The organism is Coleofasciculus sp. E1-EBD-02, assembly GCF_040218245.1.
Taxonomy (GTDB): Bacteria; Cyanobacteriota; Cyanobacteriia; order Cyanobacteriales; family Coleofasciculaceae; genus Coleofasciculus.
The window spans coordinates 1-17,519 of the sequence record NZ_JAVJQN010000209.1 but is presented as its reverse complement, the minus strand read 5'-3'; the positions used below and the strand labels follow the sequence as shown (position 1 = coordinate 17,519).

The following is a 17,519-nucleotide window of genomic DNA, read 5'->3' as shown; positions in this document are numbered from 1 at the left end:
TATATATACTAACCAAGGACTAAGGATGAATGTCAAATTCGCTCAGACGCTGTTCTAACTCTTCAATTAATGTATCGACATCTTTGCCCACTTCCTCAAAACATACTGGAGGTGGAGAGTCCGGTTCAAAATGAATTAATTTAATTTGGTCATTACCAATCCCAATCATTAAAACTTCTTTATCCGGTTGGTGAGCATTCACAATACCTATCATTTCCTGAAGATAGTTCTCAACCTTTTGATTCAGTTTTTCCAGCGCCGCTTTGGGACAATAGACAAAATGGGGTCTAGGTTTCAGGTCAATTCCTATCGTTTCGTCGCTTTCGCCCTTCTCTAGAAAGAGTCCCCATGACAGCGCCGCCAGTTCCTTACTATGTTCTTTAGCAAACTGATTTAGCTTAACTTTCCATTGATCCTCTGGCTTATTTGGCTGAGGTTTACTGAACATAATCATGGTTGACAATCCCCAATGACAAATGACTAATGACCGTTCGACTGACGCTCACGGCGTAAGCAAATGACCAATGACTTATTTAACCCCAGACTGAACTTGCCAAAGCATCGCATAAATAGCTTGTTGCTCTAGTAGTTGTTCATGGGTGCCTTGTTCAACTAATTTACCTTTATCCATAACATAAATACAATCGGCATTGCGTACTGTAGACAGACGATGAGCGATCGCGATCGTGGTTCGGTTTTGGGTAATCTTCTCTAGCGATCGCTGAATGGCGGCTTCTGTCTCATTATCCACGGCGGAGGTGGCTTCATCGAGGATCAGCACGGGGGGATTTTTTAAGATAGCACGGGCAATTGCCAGTCGCTGCTGCTGTCCACCGGATAACTTTTGTCCTCTCTCCCCGATAATTGTGTCGTAGCCTTGGGGAAGTTGGCAAATAAATTCATGGGCTTCGGCAATTTCGGCGGCGGCTTCTACCTCAGATAAGGTGACATCAAAACTACCATAAGTAATATTTTCCCGCACTGTGCCATGAAACAAAAATACATCTTGGCTAACTAAACCAATGGCTTGGCGTAAATCAGCTAACTGAAGCTGGCGCAAGTCAATTCCATCTAGGGTTATGTTTCCGTCTTGGACTTCATAGAGTCGCAATAATAGCTTGACGAGGGTGCTTTTCCCGGAACCCGTTGCACCGACAATGGCAATGGTTTTTCCGGCTGGAATATGCAGGGACAGATTTTCTATCACAGGATGGCGTCCCTGATAGGAAAAGGTAATATTTTTTAACGCTAACTCACCCCGCACCTGACTCACAGGCAAGGAAATCTCGCCTGAATGCATCGTAATTGGTGTATCTAACAAATTCATCACCCTGGTTGTAGACGCCATCGCCCGTTGATAGAGATCCAGGGTTTGTCCTAATCGGGTGAGGGGCCACAGTAAACGCTGAGTAAGGAATACTAACACGCTATAAGTCCCGACGGCTAATCTCCCAGCTACCGCTTCCATCCCCCCATAGAGGAGAATTCCGACAAAGCCTAATAAAATAAGGATACGAATTAATGGCACAAACGCTGCCGAGAGTGCGATCGCGCGACGGTTACTTTGGCGATAGGCTTCACTTTGGGCGCTGATACGCTGGATTTCATACGCTTCCGCCGTAAAGCTTTTAATCGTGGTGATTCCGGTCAAATTATTGGCTAATTGCCCATTGAGTAAACTCACCTTTTCCCGAACCTCAGCATAACGGGGCGCAAGGCGGCGCTGAAAAGCAATAGAACCCCAGAGAATAAACGGCATAGGTAGAAGCGCCATCCAAGCCACGCCAGGTGCCAGAATCAAGAAAGCGACACCAATAATCACAACGGTTGTAGATACCTGGAGAATTTCATTCGCGCCAACATCCAGAAAGCGTTCCAGTTGGTTGATATCATCGTTGAGAATCGACATCAACCTGCCCGTACTCCTATCCTCAAAATAAGCCAAGTCGAGGGATTGTAAGTGGGCGTAAGCATCTAAGCGCAAATCATGTTGAATCGTCTGTGCCAGATTTCGCCAGAGTCGGCTATAGGCATATTCAAAGATGGATTCTAATCCCCAGATGATCAGACTCAGCAATGCCAGAATCAACAGTTGTGTGAAGATATCAGTGACGCCAAGTTGGGCAATTAAGGAATCCTCTTTTTGAACTACCACATCCACCGCCGCACCAATTAACGCGGGTGGCGCTAAGTCAAAGATTTTATTCAGAACCGAACACGCGATCGCCTGCCAGATTTCCGTGCGATAGTTATGACCGTAGGCAAATAGGCGTTTGAGTGGTGATTTGTCATTTGTCATTTGTCATTTGTCATTTGTCATTTGTCATTTGTCATTTGTCATTCGTCATTCGTCATTTGTCATTTGTGATAATTGAACGGTTAGGTCAGGGCGGGTTTAGTTATATCAGGGTGAAAACGAAACGTTAGTGGTAAAACCCGCCCCTACAACAGATGTTTCATCGGAACGTCTCTGCTCCCTCAGCTCCCCCTGCTTCCCCATCTCCTCCATCTCCCCTCTTGTCTATTTTGTGGCAATCAGTAGAATAAGTATATTTACTCGACCGAGTTATGTGAAGGTTGTATGAAGCTCAATTTCACATAGACTTCGGCAACCCCCCATAACCTCGTGTTTTGTTCCAACTTAATTATGATATTTCGATAAAGATTGCGGGTAAGGCTTACCATCTTTAGAAAGGAGTGGCAAGATGATTGATAGGACTCAGGGCATCACCAGTAAGCTATAGGCGATCGCTTCCTTACCCTCAATCACAAATTTTTTGATCACTTACAGGGTATTACGAGCAAGCAATGATGATTACTAACGCCAACCCCTCGATTATTCCTCCCCGAATTGATTATTGCCTCACTGCAACTGAGCAAGGATGGCAATTGACGGCTTGGGAACCTGCTATTGTGGGGGGCAATAGAGTTAAACCCTATCTCTGGAAGTTTAATTCTGAACTCCAAACCCTACAGGAAGCGCATCGGACGCTTCAGCTCATTCTGGGCGAAGGATAGTTTTTTATTTTCCAATCGGCTTTCCGCGACTGTCTAAGTGAGCGTTAAGCGCATCCGTTTTGAGTTTATGACCCTAAACGACTGTGATAGAGTGATTTGGCTGGATTTGAGGAACACAGATTTCGGCTGGTCGTACAGTAAAGTTTATTTAAGTTTGATTTCTAGCTCTTTATATCCCGTCGTTTCATCCATTGTTCTCAAAAAGATTAAATTGTCGCTGACACCCATAATAATTTCAGCCGTTGTATAGATGATACATCCTTCTAAAAGATGCCCTCCGATTGTTTTCCCTTTTTTATCCGACAGGGCAATGTGTAGATGGATACCATGGATTGACAGAGTGCCAACCAGGGAAACAATTTCAAAGCGCCGCTTGAAGGCTTGAGCATAATTTTGACCTGCAAAGCGCAGGGTGGCTTGTTTGAGGCTACCCACAGCCGTAATCATAAACCCAGCTTCAATCTGGTGCTGTTTGACGAAATGCCCTAAACTTACCTTTAAATCGTCATTGGGTTTTAAGCGAATCGCAAAAATTTGCATGGTGTATGATGATGGCGGCAGCGCTAGTTTTAAGTCAGAGCGATGAGAGTTGTAATTACCACCTTTGTGGTATTGTTTAGCCTAATAGAATTGTCTCAGTGGATGAGCGATTTTATCCTACCCATGCCAGTATTCATTTTGGCAGGAGCGTTACTCGCGATCGCGTCTAATTACGGTAAATCTCCAGGTTGGTCTATTTCTCTACAACCCAGACAATTCTCAAGCAATCAAACTCAGTCTCCCTCGGTGGAGAGTGCTAATCCAGCCTCTAACTCGACGGTGCTTAATCCATCATCATCCACATCACTCCCTAAACCGCCTCGTTCGATTTCCTTTACGATTCCTCGCCGTTCATCAGGGAATGGGTGAATCTTAACTTTTGGTCGGGATCTGGGAAACCTCTCTCCAAACCTCTCTCCTGCAAGGAGAGAGGCTTTGAATTCTCCCCCTTCCGTGCAAAAAAAAGCAAAGCAACATCTGGTCTCCCCCTTTTGAAGGGGGACGGAAGGGGGATCAAAAAGGGGGGAATGAGAGGAGTTGGGGAGAACGAGAGGGGTGGGAAGGGGGCGTCGCGGTTGTAGGGGCGAGTCGCTGCACATAGTAGGCGGTGTAAGAATTAACCTATATCGACTCGCCCAATTACAAATGTAGGTGGTGTTAGATAATTACCGATACTGGGCTGGGGGCGACCCGATCAAATTAAAGGTTGGGTGGTGTCCATTAAATGCGGCGGGTAAATGCGGCGGGTCGCCCCTACAACGTCTATTATCTATAGTTACCGATACTTAATGGGAGGGAAACCCCTCAGCGTCCCATATTCCGTTTCATTTGGTCTAACTCCTCATCAGTTTCCCAGCGCTGAAATTGAGTCTCTAAGGGGTCTACCCCTGCTCCAATGTTGTAATTTGAACTCTGGTTCCAAGCCGATGTCTGCCACTGAGATTGAGATTGAGCTTGGGCTTGAGTGCGGGCAGCTTCGACTTCTCTGGCTTTGGTATGAACTTCATTACGACGGGTTTGAATCTGACGCTGTAGTTCTTTAGTCTGAGCAATTCGCTGTTTAACCCCTTCCATCTTGCCCCAGAGTTGATTCCCTTGATGCAAAAGCGTAGCTTCTCGTTGTTGAGCGGCTTGGGCTAAATCAGGTCTGCCTTTCGATTGAGCCTTATTCATCCGTTCGTGCCAACGCTGAATATCTTGGGCAACTGCTAATATTTCGTCCTGTAGGCGCTTTTGCTGAAGTTGCAAGTCAGCAATCAGCTTCAATGTGTCTTCTTCTTGCTCCCGTAACTGTTCTTCAAGTGCTTGTAACTCTAGATGAGGATTGTTGCGGAGAAATTCATCCAGGCGATTTTCCAGAAAGCGATTGAGATCCTCAAATAAACCCACTTCTGACTCCTAATACCCGTGCGCTTCGCTAATATGCTACCTCATCCTGCGGGTGTCGGGGTGATGGGGTGTCGGGTGTCGGGTGTGGGAAAAATCTTTTTCCCGATCAATTCGCCAATCCCTCTATCGGTGGGCATAAATTGGCAATTTGCCCATGGATTTCACCCCTTGGGGAGATGATTTTAAGCCTTGAGACAACGATTCTGACAGAAGGACAGGAAAATCTGCCTTGAAGTAGGCAATCCTATTCCGGTCATCGTTATATATAACCGAAACAACGAGGAAAAACATTATGGTTGAGAGTGTGGGACTAGGACTCACGAGTTGGGTGGCTTGGATAGCACAGATACCAGTAGAGCCAGAACTCGATACCGTCGAAGATGCCGCGCTGATCTTTGACGGACCCCAATTTTTTACCACATTAGTCGCTGGTGTGGTTTTAGCGTTTGCGTTCCAGATGCTCTTAACGAATCTGGGTGTGGCGTTGGGAATTTCCTTTGCTGGAGGCGGAGACTCATCATCGTCTAATCAGCAGAAATCCTCAGAAAGCGTACAAGGGACAATTCGCAAGGTTGGTACAGCATTGGGATTAGCCACGTTAATTAGCGTTACCGTGGCGCTATTTTTTGCTTGTCTATTTGCCGTAGAATTAAGTTTACTGGAGAATCCCGGCTTGGGTGCGATCGTCGGGTTGGTGATTTGGGCAACGTACTTTTCGTTACTGGTTTGGGTGAGTTCGACAACGGTTGGTTCTTTGATCGGATCAGTAATTAGTACCGCTACCTCTGGTTTTCAAGCCATTTTAGGCACCGCCACAGCCGCAATTGGCGGTAGCGCCGTCCAAAAAGAGGTGGTGCAAACCGCAGAAGCAACAGCGGCGGCGGTACGTCGAGAACTGGGTTCTGCAATTGACCCGGTGACGATTCGCGAGAACTTAGAAGATTATATTCAGGCGATACGACCTCCAGAACTGAATCTGCAAAAGATTCGGGCGGAATTAGAAGACTTAATCAATGACCCAAATTTACAAGAAATTGCTGGTAGTGACAGCCTGCGTGATATTAATCGGCAGACATTTATAGATTTAGTAAGTAGCCGCAGCGATTTACCGCCACGGGATGTGAATCGAATTGTTGACCAACTCGAAACCGTCTGGAAGAAAACGGTGAATCGGTTGCCTTCTTCTAGAGATGCTATGGCAGAATTTAGGGAGTACCTTCAGTCCGCTACACCGGATCAGCTCGTTGGTGACGAGTTTACCGAGAAGCTTGATGATTTAGTGGCAGAACTCCGCAAGCGCCGCAAAGCCCAAAATCCAGGACCTCTGGCTCAAGCTGCATCCACAGGTATGCATAGTCTGATGGGCATGGTGATGGGACGTGTGGATATATCAGACTTAGATATGGAGAAAATTGTCGGTCAGCTTAAAAACGCAAGAAGCCAAGTTACTGAACAGGCTGGTCAAGTTTCTGCTCAGATCCGTGGTGGGACTCAGGATGAAGCGTACAGTACGGTGCGAGCCGATGTAGAAAATTATCTGCTCAATAAATATTCTTGGCAGATGCATCGACCTACATTGGAGCGGGAATTCCGAGATGTACTCTATGATCCAGAAGCTGACCCCGCCACCGTGGTACAGGAATTAGAGCAGCTCAATCGGTCAGATTTTGCTGATTTGTTGGTACAACGGGGTGTTTTTACTGAAGAACGGATCAGAGAAATTTCGACTTGGCTGGATATCATTCGCTTAGAAGCCTTATCTGTGGCAATTGCTGCTAGAGAACGCGCCGAGGCGATCGCACTATTAGCCGCGATGGAGCAATATTTCCTATCCACGCCCAAGGAAGCACTCACGCCTGAGAAGATTCAACTGAATATTAGGGAGATTCTCCATGATCCAGATGCAGATTACGAACACCTGAGCAATCGTCTGGCTCAGTTTGATCGTCCTCTATTTGAGCGGTTGGTCGAACAACGCCACGATTTAACCCCGATTGAAGGGGAAGCGGTAATCGTTGAGATGGAAAAAGCCCGCGATCGCGTTTTGGATACAGCCAAAGAAACCCAAGAGGCGCTGAAGGCAAAAGTTGAAGCCCAGTGGATGAAGGTTCAGTCTGTTTTGAGTAACACCGGTAAAGCTCAACTGAATCCTCAAGCCATTGAACAGGAACTCAAATTACTCTTAGATGAACCTCAAGCGGGATGGCTGCTGCTGCGGAAACGCGCTGAACGCTTTGACCGGGATACGTTGGTACAACTGTTAAATCAGCGTCAAGATTTGAGTGAAAGCCAAATTAACCAAACTATCGATCAGGTTGAACGGACTTGGACTCGTGTTCGCAGTATTCCCCAAAAAATGGCGGATACAACCAAAGAGCAATACGACAAAACCATGTCCGCGATCGCTCAATATCTGCGGAACACCGGGAAGCCAGAACTCAATCCAGACGGGATTCAGCGTGATTTAACCAAACTGCTGGATGATCCACAGCATGGAACCCGCTTAATCAGAAAGCGGTTAGCCTCAATGGATCGCGATACCCTGGTACAGTTACTCGCCCAACGGGATGATCTGAGTGAACAAGACGTTAACCAGATCATTGATCAAGTGCTTTCCACCCTGCGCCGTATCGCCAAAGCCCCCCGACGCTGGGCGCTACGCACTCAGGAAACCGCCCAAGATTTCCAAGCCGCCTTTGAGGATTACCTACGTTCGACGGGTAAAGAGGAACTGAATCCCGAAGGAATTAAACGGGATATGCAAATGTTGCTGAATGAACCCGGTGCTGGGATGTCGAGTCTGCAAGAACGCTTGTCCCACTTTGATCGCTCGACGCTGGTGGCGCTGTTATCCCAACGGGAGGATATCTCAGAAGAAGATGTTAACCAGATTGTCGATCAAATCCTGAAGGTGCGCGATCAAGCGATCGCCCAAATCCGGACGGTGCAATATCGCATCCAGTCGATTATTGACGGTATTTTTGAGCGCATTCGCGACTACCTGAATAGCTTAGAGCGTCCTGAACTGAATTATGATGGCATCAAGCAAGATGTGCGGACGTTGTTTGATGACCCAGAAGCGGGGTTTGATGCACTGCGCGATCGCTTGTCTCAGTTTGATCGCGATACCCTTGTCGCTATTATCAGTTCCCGTGACGATATCTCCGAAGCCGATGCTAATCGGATGATTGGTCAGATTGAGCAGGTTCGCACTCGTTTGCTACAACGGGCAGAACGGATTCAACAACAAGCCCAACTGCGCCTAGAACAGGTCAAGCATCAAGCCCAACGCCAAGCAGAGGAAACTCGCAAAGCCGCCGCGACGGCTGCTTGGTGGCTGTTTGGTACAGCGCTGGTTTCGGCGTTGGCTTCCGCAGGTGCAGGCGCTTTAGGCGTTGCTTAAAAGATGTAGAGACGTTGCATGCAACGTCTCTACGTCAGGGCGCGTCTCCAGGAGTTCTCCCATATCCCTGTTTCCTTAATTTCGTATCTATCTTGGGATAGAGAAGTAATTTATGACTGTAGAATGAAGCCTATTTGGGCAGCAGTCGGTAATGTTAGCTGTAGTGTACGGAGAAAATGATAGTTATGGATATGATCAACTTATTAATGATCATCGCTACCTTGGCGATCGCGAGTCTTGTTCTCGTGAAGCCGAATCGCCTGTTCCGCTCAGCTATGATGCTGCTGGGTGTTGCCATCTTTACATTTAATAGTGCTTTTCCTGCCTTCGCTGCACCCCCTCAAGCTGCTGTTGATTCCTCTCAAAGCAGTCAACAACCCAACAATGAAAAAGTGACTACCTCTGCAGCAGGGAGTCAGTATCAAGGAATTGAATATGTTGAACCGAGCCGAGGTGGAAAGGAACTGAGTGATTCTCAGATTCAGGATAAGATTGAGTCCGATATTTCTGAGAACCTAGTCGCTGGCGTTGCGAGTGGTGCGGTTCGACTCACCGGAACGGTTAAAGACCAAGCAACGGCGCGTAAATACATTGAGCAGATTAAAGACATTCCTGGTGTTCATGAGATTACCTTCGATTTAGCCCTGGAAGATATCCCCTCTTAATCAATCAGAAGTTAATCAATAAGCATTCCGTTAATCTCAAACGGAGTTTTTCTGTCTTAAGTTGGTCTTGTTCTTTCCCACAAGACCAATTTTTTATAGCAGATTGCAAATTAGAGCAGTAGACACATCGATTAGGACGTTCCGAACTGTTGTAGAGACGTTGCATGCAACGTCTCTACTAAATGATGTGTCCTAACCGCTATGGCGGTTGCTATATATCCAAACAAGCTCCCCGACTTCTTGGATAAGTCGGGGATTTAGAGTAACTCACTAATTCCATCCTTGACATCCTAACTGTTCGTATTGCTCTTGGAATGACTCATCGCGGACTGTCGCCGGAATCTTAGCCGAAGGAAAGTCTTGGACATCCACTTTCGCATCAATTTTACCTTGTCCGTACCAAACTAATACTAATCTGTCCTGCATGAGTAACATAACGTGATCCTTCCAGAGTAGTTTATTGTTTCTGAATTCTGCTGATTCTACCCCTGCACCATACTCATCTTGATATTGCAAACAGACGCGATTAGGATTAGAAGTCGGAATTAGAGTAATGGCAACACCAAAAGGTCCATACCAATGACCCAAAAATTTGGCTCGCTCATCATACTGACTCTGCCACGTTTGGCGGTATTGGCGAATTGCCTCGACTTCAGCTTGGCTACGATTATCACTATAGATATCAGATAGAAATTGAACCCGCCGACAAAGTTCTGGTAAATAGCTACTCAGAGTATGCCGTTGAGACGGTGGAACTGATAAAATTTCCTCGATTCGATTGATGATAGCTTGCCAGGTTTGGGAACCTACGATACTGTCATTACTCAAATTATGAATGCGTTGGAACTGTTCTACCGCACTAGCGGTTCCCTTGCCATAAATGCCATCAATTGAAAGGTCTTCTCTGGTTGTGTCATAGTAGCCTTGATCTTCCAGAAAAAGTTGCAATTGTCTCACTCTTTGTCCTGCACTACCTTGATTCAGGGTTGGCAGTTCTTGAAGAGAATACTGTTCTAGCTTATAGTAAGCCGCTTCTGATGCAGCTTGTCCATAGTCATCCGTCGAGGAGTTTGAAGCTGATGCTAGGATGTTTTGACAGTTAAACTCAACGCTGTTCGTTGTGTCTTGACTCGAATTAGCCATATATCGATGCTGATAATCTTGAATAAGATTTTGGGCATTGGCGGGTAAAGTCCAACTTAAAGGAATTACGCTGCTAAGAATTCCCACAGATAGGCAGCTAAATATTAATTTTGATTTTTTTGAACTGAAGTTTTGCCTAATCATTCGGTCTGATTCGTTCCTCCTTTTTCGTAATGATTTCGCTGGTTCTCCCCCCTAGCCTCGGTAGAGCCTGAATTCATTGATTGACGTTATTCCTCGCAGGGTTCCATATAATGAAGTCCTCCGTCTGTCGCCTCGCAGGGATAACCAGTCTTCGATGTACGCGACAGCGACGCAAATTCTAGAATAAAACTCATCCTATAAATTACCCATAAGCTGTATTTTCTCCACCCCGTCCGAAAGCACCTATCTCAAAGCCTTATTTAGCAAAAACCTGAAAATAGAACCCCAGAAATACGATCATGAATTGATTTCCATTCATTCGCTAAAGCTGTTTCTCCACTGCGGATTTCACGCCCATTTAACTCAGGATGACGAGCATAGAAAACCGCATCAGCTAATTTATCACGAACACTTACATTGTTCACGCTAGCTTGATCCTGGTCAGAACTTGCCGAGCCACAGTTACTTTCAATCCACCCCACCCAATTCTTTACGACCCCGCGCAGGGCATTCCATTCTCGAACATAAAGTTCTTGAGAAGGATCAATACTCCTCCCTTTCATGTCTGGATGAACCGCATAAAAGAAGGTATCTGTCCAATCATCAACCTCCTCTTTGCGTGACGATGATGACGATGATGTCGAAACTTCCGTTAACTCTGTACCATCCCAGACGTAATAACTTGTTTCCATCCAATCGGGTCTATTTCCCGGAGTATTTTCTGGCGGATTAACCACGAGTAGCCGACTATCCAACTTATGCTTCACACCCGCTTCAGCCACAATACCTGGCATATAAACTGAGCCAGTTTCAGCATCGACAATGGCAACGGATTGACAGCTTGTGCCACATCCCCAAGTCACCACCGTATATTTTCCGGCAAAATTGGGTCCGGTTTGTGCGCCCTCTCGTAAAACAGTGCGGAATCTTCTAGCATCTGGGTCACTGCTTAAGTCAACGGGTGCAGGATCACCAGAGAAAGATTCGGTTGCTGGATAATCATTGAAGTCTGGAGGAGATGTCTGCTTAGTGTGGCTTACTTGTGATGCAATTGTTTCCCTATTCGTGTCGAGGGTGTTAGCTTGCTGGGAGAAAGATTCATTGGCAGACAGTGGGGAAGAGCTACAACCAAGTACTAATGTTAGAGTAAGTCCTGAAATTATACTGGTTTTCATGTTCTTATTCATTGGTTTTTGCTTTTAGCTTCACCTAAAGGATAAAGAGAATCTGCCACGTCTTTCATCACTCTAAAGTGGAATATCACTGAATTAAATACAAGCCGGATCAGCGATCGCGATCACTCTTAATCCCACCTGTTTCCCCTAGGAGTTTTAGGCGATCGCTAGCTGAAATGAGCGATCGCACCTCCTCACCCATACCCGTAAAATCCTCTACCCAAAGGAATTTCAGGTTTCGGCTCAAGTAGCGATCGCTTTCGGCATCAACACCAGGGATGTCTGATAAAACGGGACATCCAGATTAAAACCCCAATAAAAGATAGGTTTCATTTTCTTGTTGAGTAACGGTTTGTTTCCAACTCATTTCATGGGAGACATCTTCAAACAGCAGAAATAACTGATTATCAACATTCATACTATAGATATCAATATACTCCGGTCGTTGCGGATTATGGGAACGCGCAACACCTTCCAACCTAAAATCTTCTGTTTTTCCTGCCAAAACATCCAATAATATATCGTCTAAACCAATCAACTCTGGAAAACTAATGCAGACCGATTTGCCAAGGGTTAATTTTTCAGGAAAATCACAAAACCTTTGAGCCTGATCAGAAATCTCGCGAATGGTTAAATCAGGATTAAGGATTAAATACTCCATCTGGCGCATTGCCACAAACCGTTCCAGAATGGGGTTAAGCTTAGACGACGCCGTTTGCAGTTCACACAGCTCCTTCAAACGATAACCGAACCCATACACAGTTTCAATAATGTCACCTACACCCGCTTTCTTGAGCTTGCGTCGTAATCCTTTAACATGTGCCTTAACCGTTTCTCGGTTGGGTGGATCTCCGAACGCCCACAGTTTTTCGATAATATAATCTTGACTAAATATCCGGGTAGGAGATGACATCAACAAATATAAAAGACCATATTCTTTAGGAGATAGACGCAAGGGTTGTCCCTGACAGGTTACCTCACAGGTACTCGGATCGATTTCCAAATTTCCCCATTGCAAGGTTGGGGTACTAGCATCCCGGTTACGTCTGAGTAATGCCCGAACTCGAGCCGCTAACCCCTCAACGGGACAGGGTTTAATAATATAGTCATCAGCGCCCGCATCTAATCCCGCCACCATATCTTGCGTTGCTACTGATGCACTTAATAAAACAATCGGACTGGTATTTCCGGCTTGTCTCAATCGGCGACAAAGACTAATACTATCCAAATGGGGTAAATTAATATCAAGCAGAATCAGATCATAGTCATAGGCTAAAGCATTGTCCAACCCCGTCTCACCGTCCTGGGCTAGATCAACAACATAATTTTGTTGGGTTAATCCTGCCACAATGGTTTTGGCTAAGGTAGGATTATCCTCAACAACCAAAAGTTTCATACTCTTCCCCCTTTGAACAATAGATGATCCTGAATCCTCCTGTGATATCCCCCGATTTTTAAGCAGAAAATTCCTCGCCTACTAAAACCTCAGCCTTGCCGACATCGTTTGTGGCAATTTTTCAGGAGGTGGAAAGATGGGGGATAGGAAGACACGATAATGACAGACAGAAGAGATTCTGTCCACCTGAAACCCCTATTCTGCCTCACTTCAAAAGAGTATGGTAAAAAAAACCAGCAATTGTAATAGATGTTAAACACAAAACCAACTAATTCTATGTCGTTGTCGATGAGTCCCCAAGAGCGTAACCTGCTCAAGCACCTAGTTGACTATTCCTCTATCCAGTCTCTGCCAGAAATTTGGTCGATCGCGGCGCAGCGATTTGGACAGATTATTGCCCTCAGAGATCCCCATGTCCAACCCGAGGTGATCTTCACGTACACTCAGTTGGTACGCCAGATTCAACAATTGGCGGCGGGATTACAAACCTTGTTTGATAATCCGGTGATCAAGCAGGAACAGGAATCCTCGGAACTTCCGCCCCGTATCGCCTTAATTGCCGATAACAGCCCTCGTTGGCTAATTGCCGATCAGGGGATCATGACGGCTGGAGCGGCAAATGTGGTTCGTAGCGCCCAAGCTGATCCCGAAGAATTGCGGTATATATTAGAACACAGTGGCAGCATTGCGTTAGTTGTCGAAGATACCAAGACACTGACCAAACTCAGACCTCATCTTGACGACTTACCCATTCAGTTTGTGATCTTACTCTCCGATGAAGAACCACCTGCTGAAGACAAGCTAAAGGTGCTTAATTTCTCTCAGGTGATGACTCTGGGGTCAAACGCAACTCTACAACCCGTTCAGGCGACCCGTCAAACCCTCGCCACCTTAATGTACACATCCGGCACCACCGGGAAACCCAAGGGGGTGATGTTAACCCATGGTAACCTGCTGCATCAAGTGACGACCTTTGGTATCGTCCTCCAACCCAAAGGAGGCGATCGCATCTTGAGTATTTTACCAACGTGGCATGTCTACGAACGCACCGTTGAATACTTCCTCCTGTCTCAAGGGTGTACCCAAATTTACACCACGATTCGCCATGTCAAAGCCGATCTCAAAGCCTTTAAACCCATCTACATGATCGGCGTTCCTCGGCTGTGGGAATCGATTTATGACGGGGTACAAAAGCAGTTTCGGGAGCAACCACCGAATAAGCAAAAATTAGTGTTCACCTTACTGGATATCAGTCAGCGCTATATTAAAGCGCGGCGAATCGCTCAAGGGTTAGACTTGAACCAGCTTAACTCTAGTCCCCTGGAACGCCTCAGCGCCAGCATCCAAGCCTCACTCCTGTTACCCGCCCATAAATTAGCCGACAAACTCATTTATCAAACCGTGCGGGCGGCAACCGGGGGTCAAATCAAAACCATTATCAGTGGTGGAGGTTCCCTGGCAATGCATTTAGAAAACTTCTTTGAAATTGCCGGGATTGAGATTCTGGTGGGGTATGGACTTACTGAAACCTCTCCTGTGACGAATGTTCGCCGAATGGAACGGAATCTGCGCCGTTCCTCCGGACTCCCCATGCCCGGAACCCAGATTCGCATTGTTGATCCAGAAACCCGCAAACCCTTGCCCACAGGCGAACAGGGGTTAGTTTTGGTGAAAGGTCCCCAAGTGATGCAAGGCTACTATAAAAATCCAGAGGCAACGGCAAAAGCCATTGATTCCGAGGGATGGTTTGATACCGGAGATTTGGGATGGGTGACGCCCAACCATGATTTAGTCTTGACAGGACGGGCAAAAGATACCATCGTATTGACCAACGGCGAAAATATTGAGCCGCAACCGATTGAAGATGCCTGTCTGCGAAGTCCTTATATTGACCAAATTATGCTAGTGGGTCAAGATCAGCGATCGCTCGGTGCGTTAATTGTGCCGAATCTGGACGCCCTGCAACAGTGGGCAGCCGCTGAAAATGTTACCCTAAACTTGCCCAACTCCGATACGAAGGAGGAAAGCGAGTCGTTCCGGACGGGTATTGACCTGAACAGTAAAGAGGTGCAGAACCTATTCCGGCAAGAATTGAACCGGGAAGTCAAAAATCGACCCGGTTATCGCCCTGATGATCGAATTGGTCAATTTGCGCTGATTTCAGAACCCTTTTCCATAGAAAATGGCATGATGACTCAAACACTGAAAATCCGGCGACCCGTTGTTACTCAACGATATCGCGATATCATTAACGGGATGTTCGCCCCTATTGCGGGGAAATAGGGTGAAAGAGTCTGCTGGCAAGTTGCCTGTTGCTCTTAACATGATTATGCCCCTAAACTTTGGGTTATCCTGTTAGTCGGATTAACCCTTACCTTTTTAACTTGCGGTGGGGGATTGGGGGAGGCAATAAGTCCCACGCCATTGCCCAAACTGCCGTATTGAAGTCAGAAAGGAACTGTCGGATAGATGGCATAGTTGCCCAGAATGCAAGTATGAGGTCGATAGAGATGTAGCCTCAGCACAGGAAATCTGTAACCGAGGCGATGAGCAACTGAGTACCCAGGGACTCTGGGGGAAAGAAATTGGCTGTCAAGTCGGGCTGTCGGGGGCATTGATCCTAGATAAGTGGCGCAGGGCAGCAATGTCTAACAGCGATGTTGGAAGCCCACACCATAATCTTTGATTGGGTGTGGGAGGATAGTCACGTATCAGACCTACTGAGAAATACCTATATGCCTACAGAAGAATCTCAATCCAAAGAATCTCAATCCAACCTACTCTTGAAGCGACCGGTTAATATTAAAGCCATTGTCACACCCCGCTGGAAGGAGGAGGTACAACAACAACTCCAGGGACAAATTAACCAACTGGACTCTCAACTTCAACAGTTGGACATGCAAGGGCAACGGGCGATCGCGGAAATTCAAAAGCAAAGTGTGAATCCTCCGGGTCCTCAAGTCAAGCAGCAAATCGAAAGTATTCAATTGCAGGTCAATCAAAAGAAAAGTGAGCTGCTTGAGCAAAAAAACCAGCAACTCCAGCAACTTCAACAGGTACAGATGCTCGAACTTGACCAAGAAGTCAATCAAGGTCAAATCGAAAGCTTCTTCCGCGTTGAAGCCGGAGATAACCTAGTTCGCAAAATGCAGGTCGAAATTCTCCTACGAGATGGCGTAGTTGAAGAAATTCGCGGCGATATCTAAAGGATTGTAGAGACGTAGCATGCTACGTCTCTACACTGCCTCTTGCTATCCTGGAAGGAAGTTCCCCTACCACGGATAATCCGCCCATTCAACAATGAGTGACCAAACAACCCGATTATGTATTCTCGGTGGAGGCTTTGGGGGGCTTTATACTGCCCTGCGCTTAAGCCAACTCCCTTGGGAAACGTCACAGCAGCCAGAAATTATACTTGTTGATCAAAGCGATCGCTTCGTATTTATGCCCCTGCTGTACGAACTCCTGACAGGTGAACTGCAAACCTGGGAAATTGCCCCACCCTTTGAAGAACTCCTGGCAAATACAGGAGTGCGCTTCACCCAAGCGACAGTGATGGGTATTGATAGTGAGCAACAGCGGGTACAATTGCAGGATGGCGTAGAGTTTGCTTACGATCGCTTGGTTTTATCCTTAGGTGGAGTTACACCGATGGAAAGCGTCCCCGGTGTCGCTGAACATGGGATTCCGTTTCGGGCGATCGCAGATGCTTATCGTTTAGAAGAACGGTTACGCATTCTCGAAGAATCTGACAAGGAAAAAATTCGTGTCGCGGTTGTCGGTGGTGGATACAGTGGCGTGGAACTCGCCTGCAAACTTGCTGAACGATTAGGAGAACGCGGACGCATCCGGTTAATTGAACAAGGTGAGATGATTCTGAAAACCTCTCCCGAATTTAACCGTGAAGCCTCACAGAATGCGTTAAATGAACGAAAGGTATGGATCGACCTAGACACCTCGGTAGATGCGATCAGCGCTGATACCATTTCTCTGCTGTACAAAGGACAGGTGGATACCATTCCAGTAGATATCGTAGTATGGGCAGTTGGTACCACAATCGCCCCCGTCGTGCGATCGCTCCCCTTTAAACAAAACCACCGGGGTCAGCTGATGATCACCCCAACTCTACAAGTGGTTGACCATCCAGAACTTTATGCCCTAGGGGATCTAGCCGATTGTCGAGACATCACCGGTCAACAAGTCCCCAATACGGCTCAATCTGCCTTCCAGCAAGCCGATTACGCCGCTTGGAATATTTGGGCATCTCTAACCGGGCGTCCCTTACTCCCCTTCCGCTACCAGCATTTAGGCGAAATGATGACATTAGGGACAGACAACGCCACACTGACGGGGTTAGGATTAAAACTTGATGGGGTCTTCGCCCACCTAGCGCGGCGTCTTGCCTATCTTTATCGTATGCCCACCCTAGACCATCAGCTTAAAGTTGGTTTAAATTGGATGGCACAACCGTTATTAAATCTGCTCAAAAACGAGGGTATGTAGGGGCTCACAAGGGTAGGTTTTTTAAGATTGGGGTTCAGGTAAGACAAGGAAGACAGGTAGACCAGTAGATAAGGAAGAGTGAGAACGAAAAATAGGGCGTTTCGGCTTTTTACAGTTAGCTTGACCGAACCTAATTCTGTACG

Annotated in this window: 16 protein-coding genes and 1 pseudogene; 9 read left to right on the top strand and 8 right to left on the bottom strand. The window is 46.6% G+C overall.

The features are described from left to right. Window positions 1–19: 19 nt before the first annotated feature. Together ccmS and RIC07_RS32710 are read right to left on the bottom strand one after the other, a co-directional pair. Window positions 20–448, bottom strand: coding sequence for a beta-carboxysome assembly chaperone CcmS (gene ccmS / locus RIC07_RS32715; protein WP_446398169.1), 429 nt, complete (start codon window positions 446–448; stop codon window positions 20–22). An 81-nt stretch (window positions 449–529) separates the two neighbouring features. Next, a complete protein-coding gene (locus RIC07_RS32710) occupies window positions 530–2,299 on the bottom strand; it encodes an ABC transporter ATP-binding protein (protein ID WP_446398168.1) in 1,770 nt (589 codons plus the stop codon). Between the two features lie 509 nt (window positions 2,300–2,808). Between RIC07_RS32710 and RIC07_RS32705 the strand changes: the two genes are divergently transcribed. After that, window positions 2,809–3,018: a hypothetical protein gene (locus tag RIC07_RS32705; RefSeq protein ID WP_446339977.1), complete on the top strand. Its 210-nt coding sequence runs from the start codon at window positions 2,809–2,811 to the stop codon at window positions 3,016–3,018. 144 nt (window positions 3,019–3,162) lie between these two features. On the opposite strand, the gene RIC07_RS32700 is transcribed toward RIC07_RS32705, so the two are convergent. Then, the gene (locus tag RIC07_RS32700; protein WP_446398167.1) at window positions 3,163–3,558 is read right to left on the bottom strand and encodes a PPC domain-containing DNA-binding protein; all 396 of its coding nucleotides are present in this window, start codon (window positions 3,556–3,558) and stop codon (window positions 3,163–3,165) included. A 42-nt stretch (window positions 3,559–3,600) separates the two neighbouring features. On the opposite strand from RIC07_RS32700, the gene RIC07_RS32695 reads away from it, so the two are divergent. Further along, window positions 3,601–3,927: a hypothetical protein gene (locus RIC07_RS32695; RefSeq protein ID WP_446398166.1), complete on the top strand. Its 327-nt coding sequence runs from the start codon at window positions 3,601–3,603 to the stop codon at window positions 3,925–3,927. Between the two features lie 435 nt (window positions 3,928–4,362). On the opposite strand, the gene RIC07_RS32690 is transcribed toward RIC07_RS32695, so the two are convergent. Beyond that, window positions 4,363–4,947, bottom strand: coding sequence for a TIGR04376 family protein (locus RIC07_RS32690; protein WP_446398165.1), 585 nt, complete (start codon window positions 4,945–4,947; stop codon window positions 4,363–4,365). A 33-nt stretch (window positions 4,948–4,980) separates the two neighbouring features. Between RIC07_RS32690 and RIC07_RS32685 the strand changes: the two genes are divergently transcribed. From RIC07_RS32685 to RIC07_RS32675, 3 genes are all read left to right on the top strand, one after another. Next, a complete protein-coding gene (locus tag RIC07_RS32685) occupies window positions 4,981–5,127 on the top strand; it encodes a hypothetical protein (RefSeq protein WP_446398164.1) in 147 nt (48 codons plus the stop codon). A gap of 112 nt (window positions 5,128–5,239) precedes the next feature. Then, complete coding sequence (locus RIC07_RS32680) at window positions 5,240–8,350, top strand: MFS transporter (protein WP_446398163.1); 3,111 nt, start codon at window positions 5,240–5,242, stop codon at window positions 8,348–8,350. Between the two features lie 185 nt (window positions 8,351–8,535). Beyond that, window positions 8,536–9,015 (top strand): hypothetical protein, encoded by a 480-nt coding sequence (locus RIC07_RS32675; RefSeq protein ID WP_446398162.1) that lies wholly within the window; start codon window positions 8,536–8,538, stop codon window positions 9,013–9,015. A gap of 270 nt (window positions 9,016–9,285) precedes the next feature. Here the strand turns inward: RIC07_RS32675 and RIC07_RS32670 are convergent, their stop codons facing one another. From RIC07_RS32670 to RIC07_RS32655, 4 genes are all read right to left on the bottom strand, one after another. Next, complete coding sequence (locus RIC07_RS32670) at window positions 9,286–10,302, bottom strand: peptidoglycan-binding domain-containing protein (protein WP_446398161.1); 1,017 nt, start codon at window positions 10,300–10,302, stop codon at window positions 9,286–9,288. A gap of 260 nt (window positions 10,303–10,562) precedes the next feature. Continuing rightward, on the bottom strand, window positions 10,563–11,489 hold the full coding sequence (locus RIC07_RS32665) for a hypothetical protein (protein ID WP_446398160.1): 927 nt from the start codon (window positions 11,487–11,489) through the stop codon (window positions 10,563–10,565). A gap of 97 nt (window positions 11,490–11,586) precedes the next feature. Further along, window positions 11,587–11,724: a hypothetical protein gene (locus tag RIC07_RS32660; protein ID WP_446398159.1), complete on the bottom strand. Its 138-nt coding sequence runs from the start codon at window positions 11,722–11,724 to the stop codon at window positions 11,587–11,589. 57 nt (window positions 11,725–11,781) lie between these two features. Then, window positions 11,782–12,873, bottom strand: coding sequence for a response regulator transcription factor (locus RIC07_RS32655; protein ID WP_446398158.1), 1,092 nt, complete (start codon window positions 12,871–12,873; stop codon window positions 11,782–11,784). Window positions 12,874–13,122: 249 nt separating this feature from the next. On the opposite strand from RIC07_RS32655, the gene RIC07_RS32650 reads away from it, so the two are divergent. The 4 genes and pseudogenes from RIC07_RS32650 (at window position 13,123) to RIC07_RS32635 (ending at window position 17,376) form a co-directional block, all read left to right on the top strand. After that, a complete protein-coding gene (locus tag RIC07_RS32650; protein ID WP_446398157.1) occupies window positions 13,123–15,156 on the top strand; it encodes an AMP-dependent synthetase/ligase in 2,034 nt (677 codons plus the stop codon). A 142-nt stretch (window positions 15,157–15,298) separates the two neighbouring features. Then, window positions 15,299–15,559: pseudogene (locus tag RIC07_RS32645) on the top strand (zinc ribbon domain-containing protein); the annotation flags it as partial. Window positions 15,560–15,608: 49 nt separating this feature from the next. Then, window positions 15,609–16,079, top strand: a complete 471-nt coding sequence (locus RIC07_RS32640) for a YlqD family protein (RefSeq protein ID WP_006099879.1) — start codon at window positions 15,609–15,611, stop codon at window positions 16,077–16,079. Window positions 16,080–16,173: 94 nt separating this feature from the next. Further along, the gene (locus RIC07_RS32635; RefSeq protein WP_446398156.1) at window positions 16,174–17,376 is read left to right on the top strand and encodes an NAD(P)/FAD-dependent oxidoreductase; all 1,203 of its coding nucleotides are present in this window, start codon (window positions 16,174–16,176) and stop codon (window positions 17,374–17,376) included. Window positions 17,377–17,519 lie beyond the last annotated feature (143 nt).

What these genes read in the sequence shown, in the direction of transcription:
- RIC07_RS32635 (WP_446398156.1), top strand. Translation starts at nt 16,174, where the DNA reads ATGAGTGACCAAACAACCCGATTATGTATTCTCGGTGGAGGCTTTGGG.
- RIC07_RS32670 (WP_446398161.1), bottom strand. Translation starts at nt 10,302, where the DNA reads ATGATTAGGCAAAACTTCAGTTCAAAAAAATCAAAATTAATATTTAGC.
- RIC07_RS32705 (WP_446339977.1), top strand. Translation starts at nt 2,809, where the DNA reads ATGATGATTACTAACGCCAACCCCTCGATTATTCCTCCCCGAATTGAT.
- RIC07_RS32675 (WP_446398162.1), top strand. Translation starts at nt 8,536, where the DNA reads ATGGATATGATCAACTTATTAATGATCATCGCTACCTTGGCGATCGCG.
- RIC07_RS32710 (WP_446398168.1), bottom strand. Translation starts at nt 2,299, where the DNA reads ATGACAAATGACAAATCACCACTCAAACGCCTATTTGCCTACGGTCAT.
- RIC07_RS32665 (WP_446398160.1), bottom strand. Translation starts at nt 11,489, where the DNA reads ATGAATAAGAACATGAAAACCAGTATAATTTCAGGACTTACTCTAACA.
- RIC07_RS32640 (WP_006099879.1), top strand. Translation starts at nt 15,609, where the DNA reads ATGCCTACAGAAGAATCTCAATCCAAAGAATCTCAATCCAACCTACTC.
- RIC07_RS32700 (WP_446398167.1), bottom strand. Translation starts at nt 3,558, where the DNA reads ATGCAAATTTTTGCGATTCGCTTAAAACCCAATGACGATTTAAAGGTA.
- RIC07_RS32655 (WP_446398158.1), bottom strand. Translation starts at nt 12,873, where the DNA reads ATGAAACTTTTGGTTGTTGAGGATAATCCTACCTTAGCCAAAACCATT.
- ccmS (WP_446398169.1), bottom strand. Translation starts at nt 448, where the DNA reads ATGTTCAGTAAACCTCAGCCAAATAAGCCAGAGGATCAATGGAAAGTT.
- RIC07_RS32685 (WP_446398164.1), top strand. Translation starts at nt 4,981, where the DNA reads ATGCTACCTCATCCTGCGGGTGTCGGGGTGATGGGGTGTCGGGTGTCG.
- RIC07_RS32680 (WP_446398163.1), top strand. Translation starts at nt 5,240, where the DNA reads ATGGTTGAGAGTGTGGGACTAGGACTCACGAGTTGGGTGGCTTGGATA.
- RIC07_RS32650 (WP_446398157.1), top strand. Translation starts at nt 13,123, where the DNA reads ATGTTAAACACAAAACCAACTAATTCTATGTCGTTGTCGATGAGTCCC.
- RIC07_RS32695 (WP_446398166.1), top strand. Translation starts at nt 3,601, where the DNA reads ATGAGAGTTGTAATTACCACCTTTGTGGTATTGTTTAGCCTAATAGAA.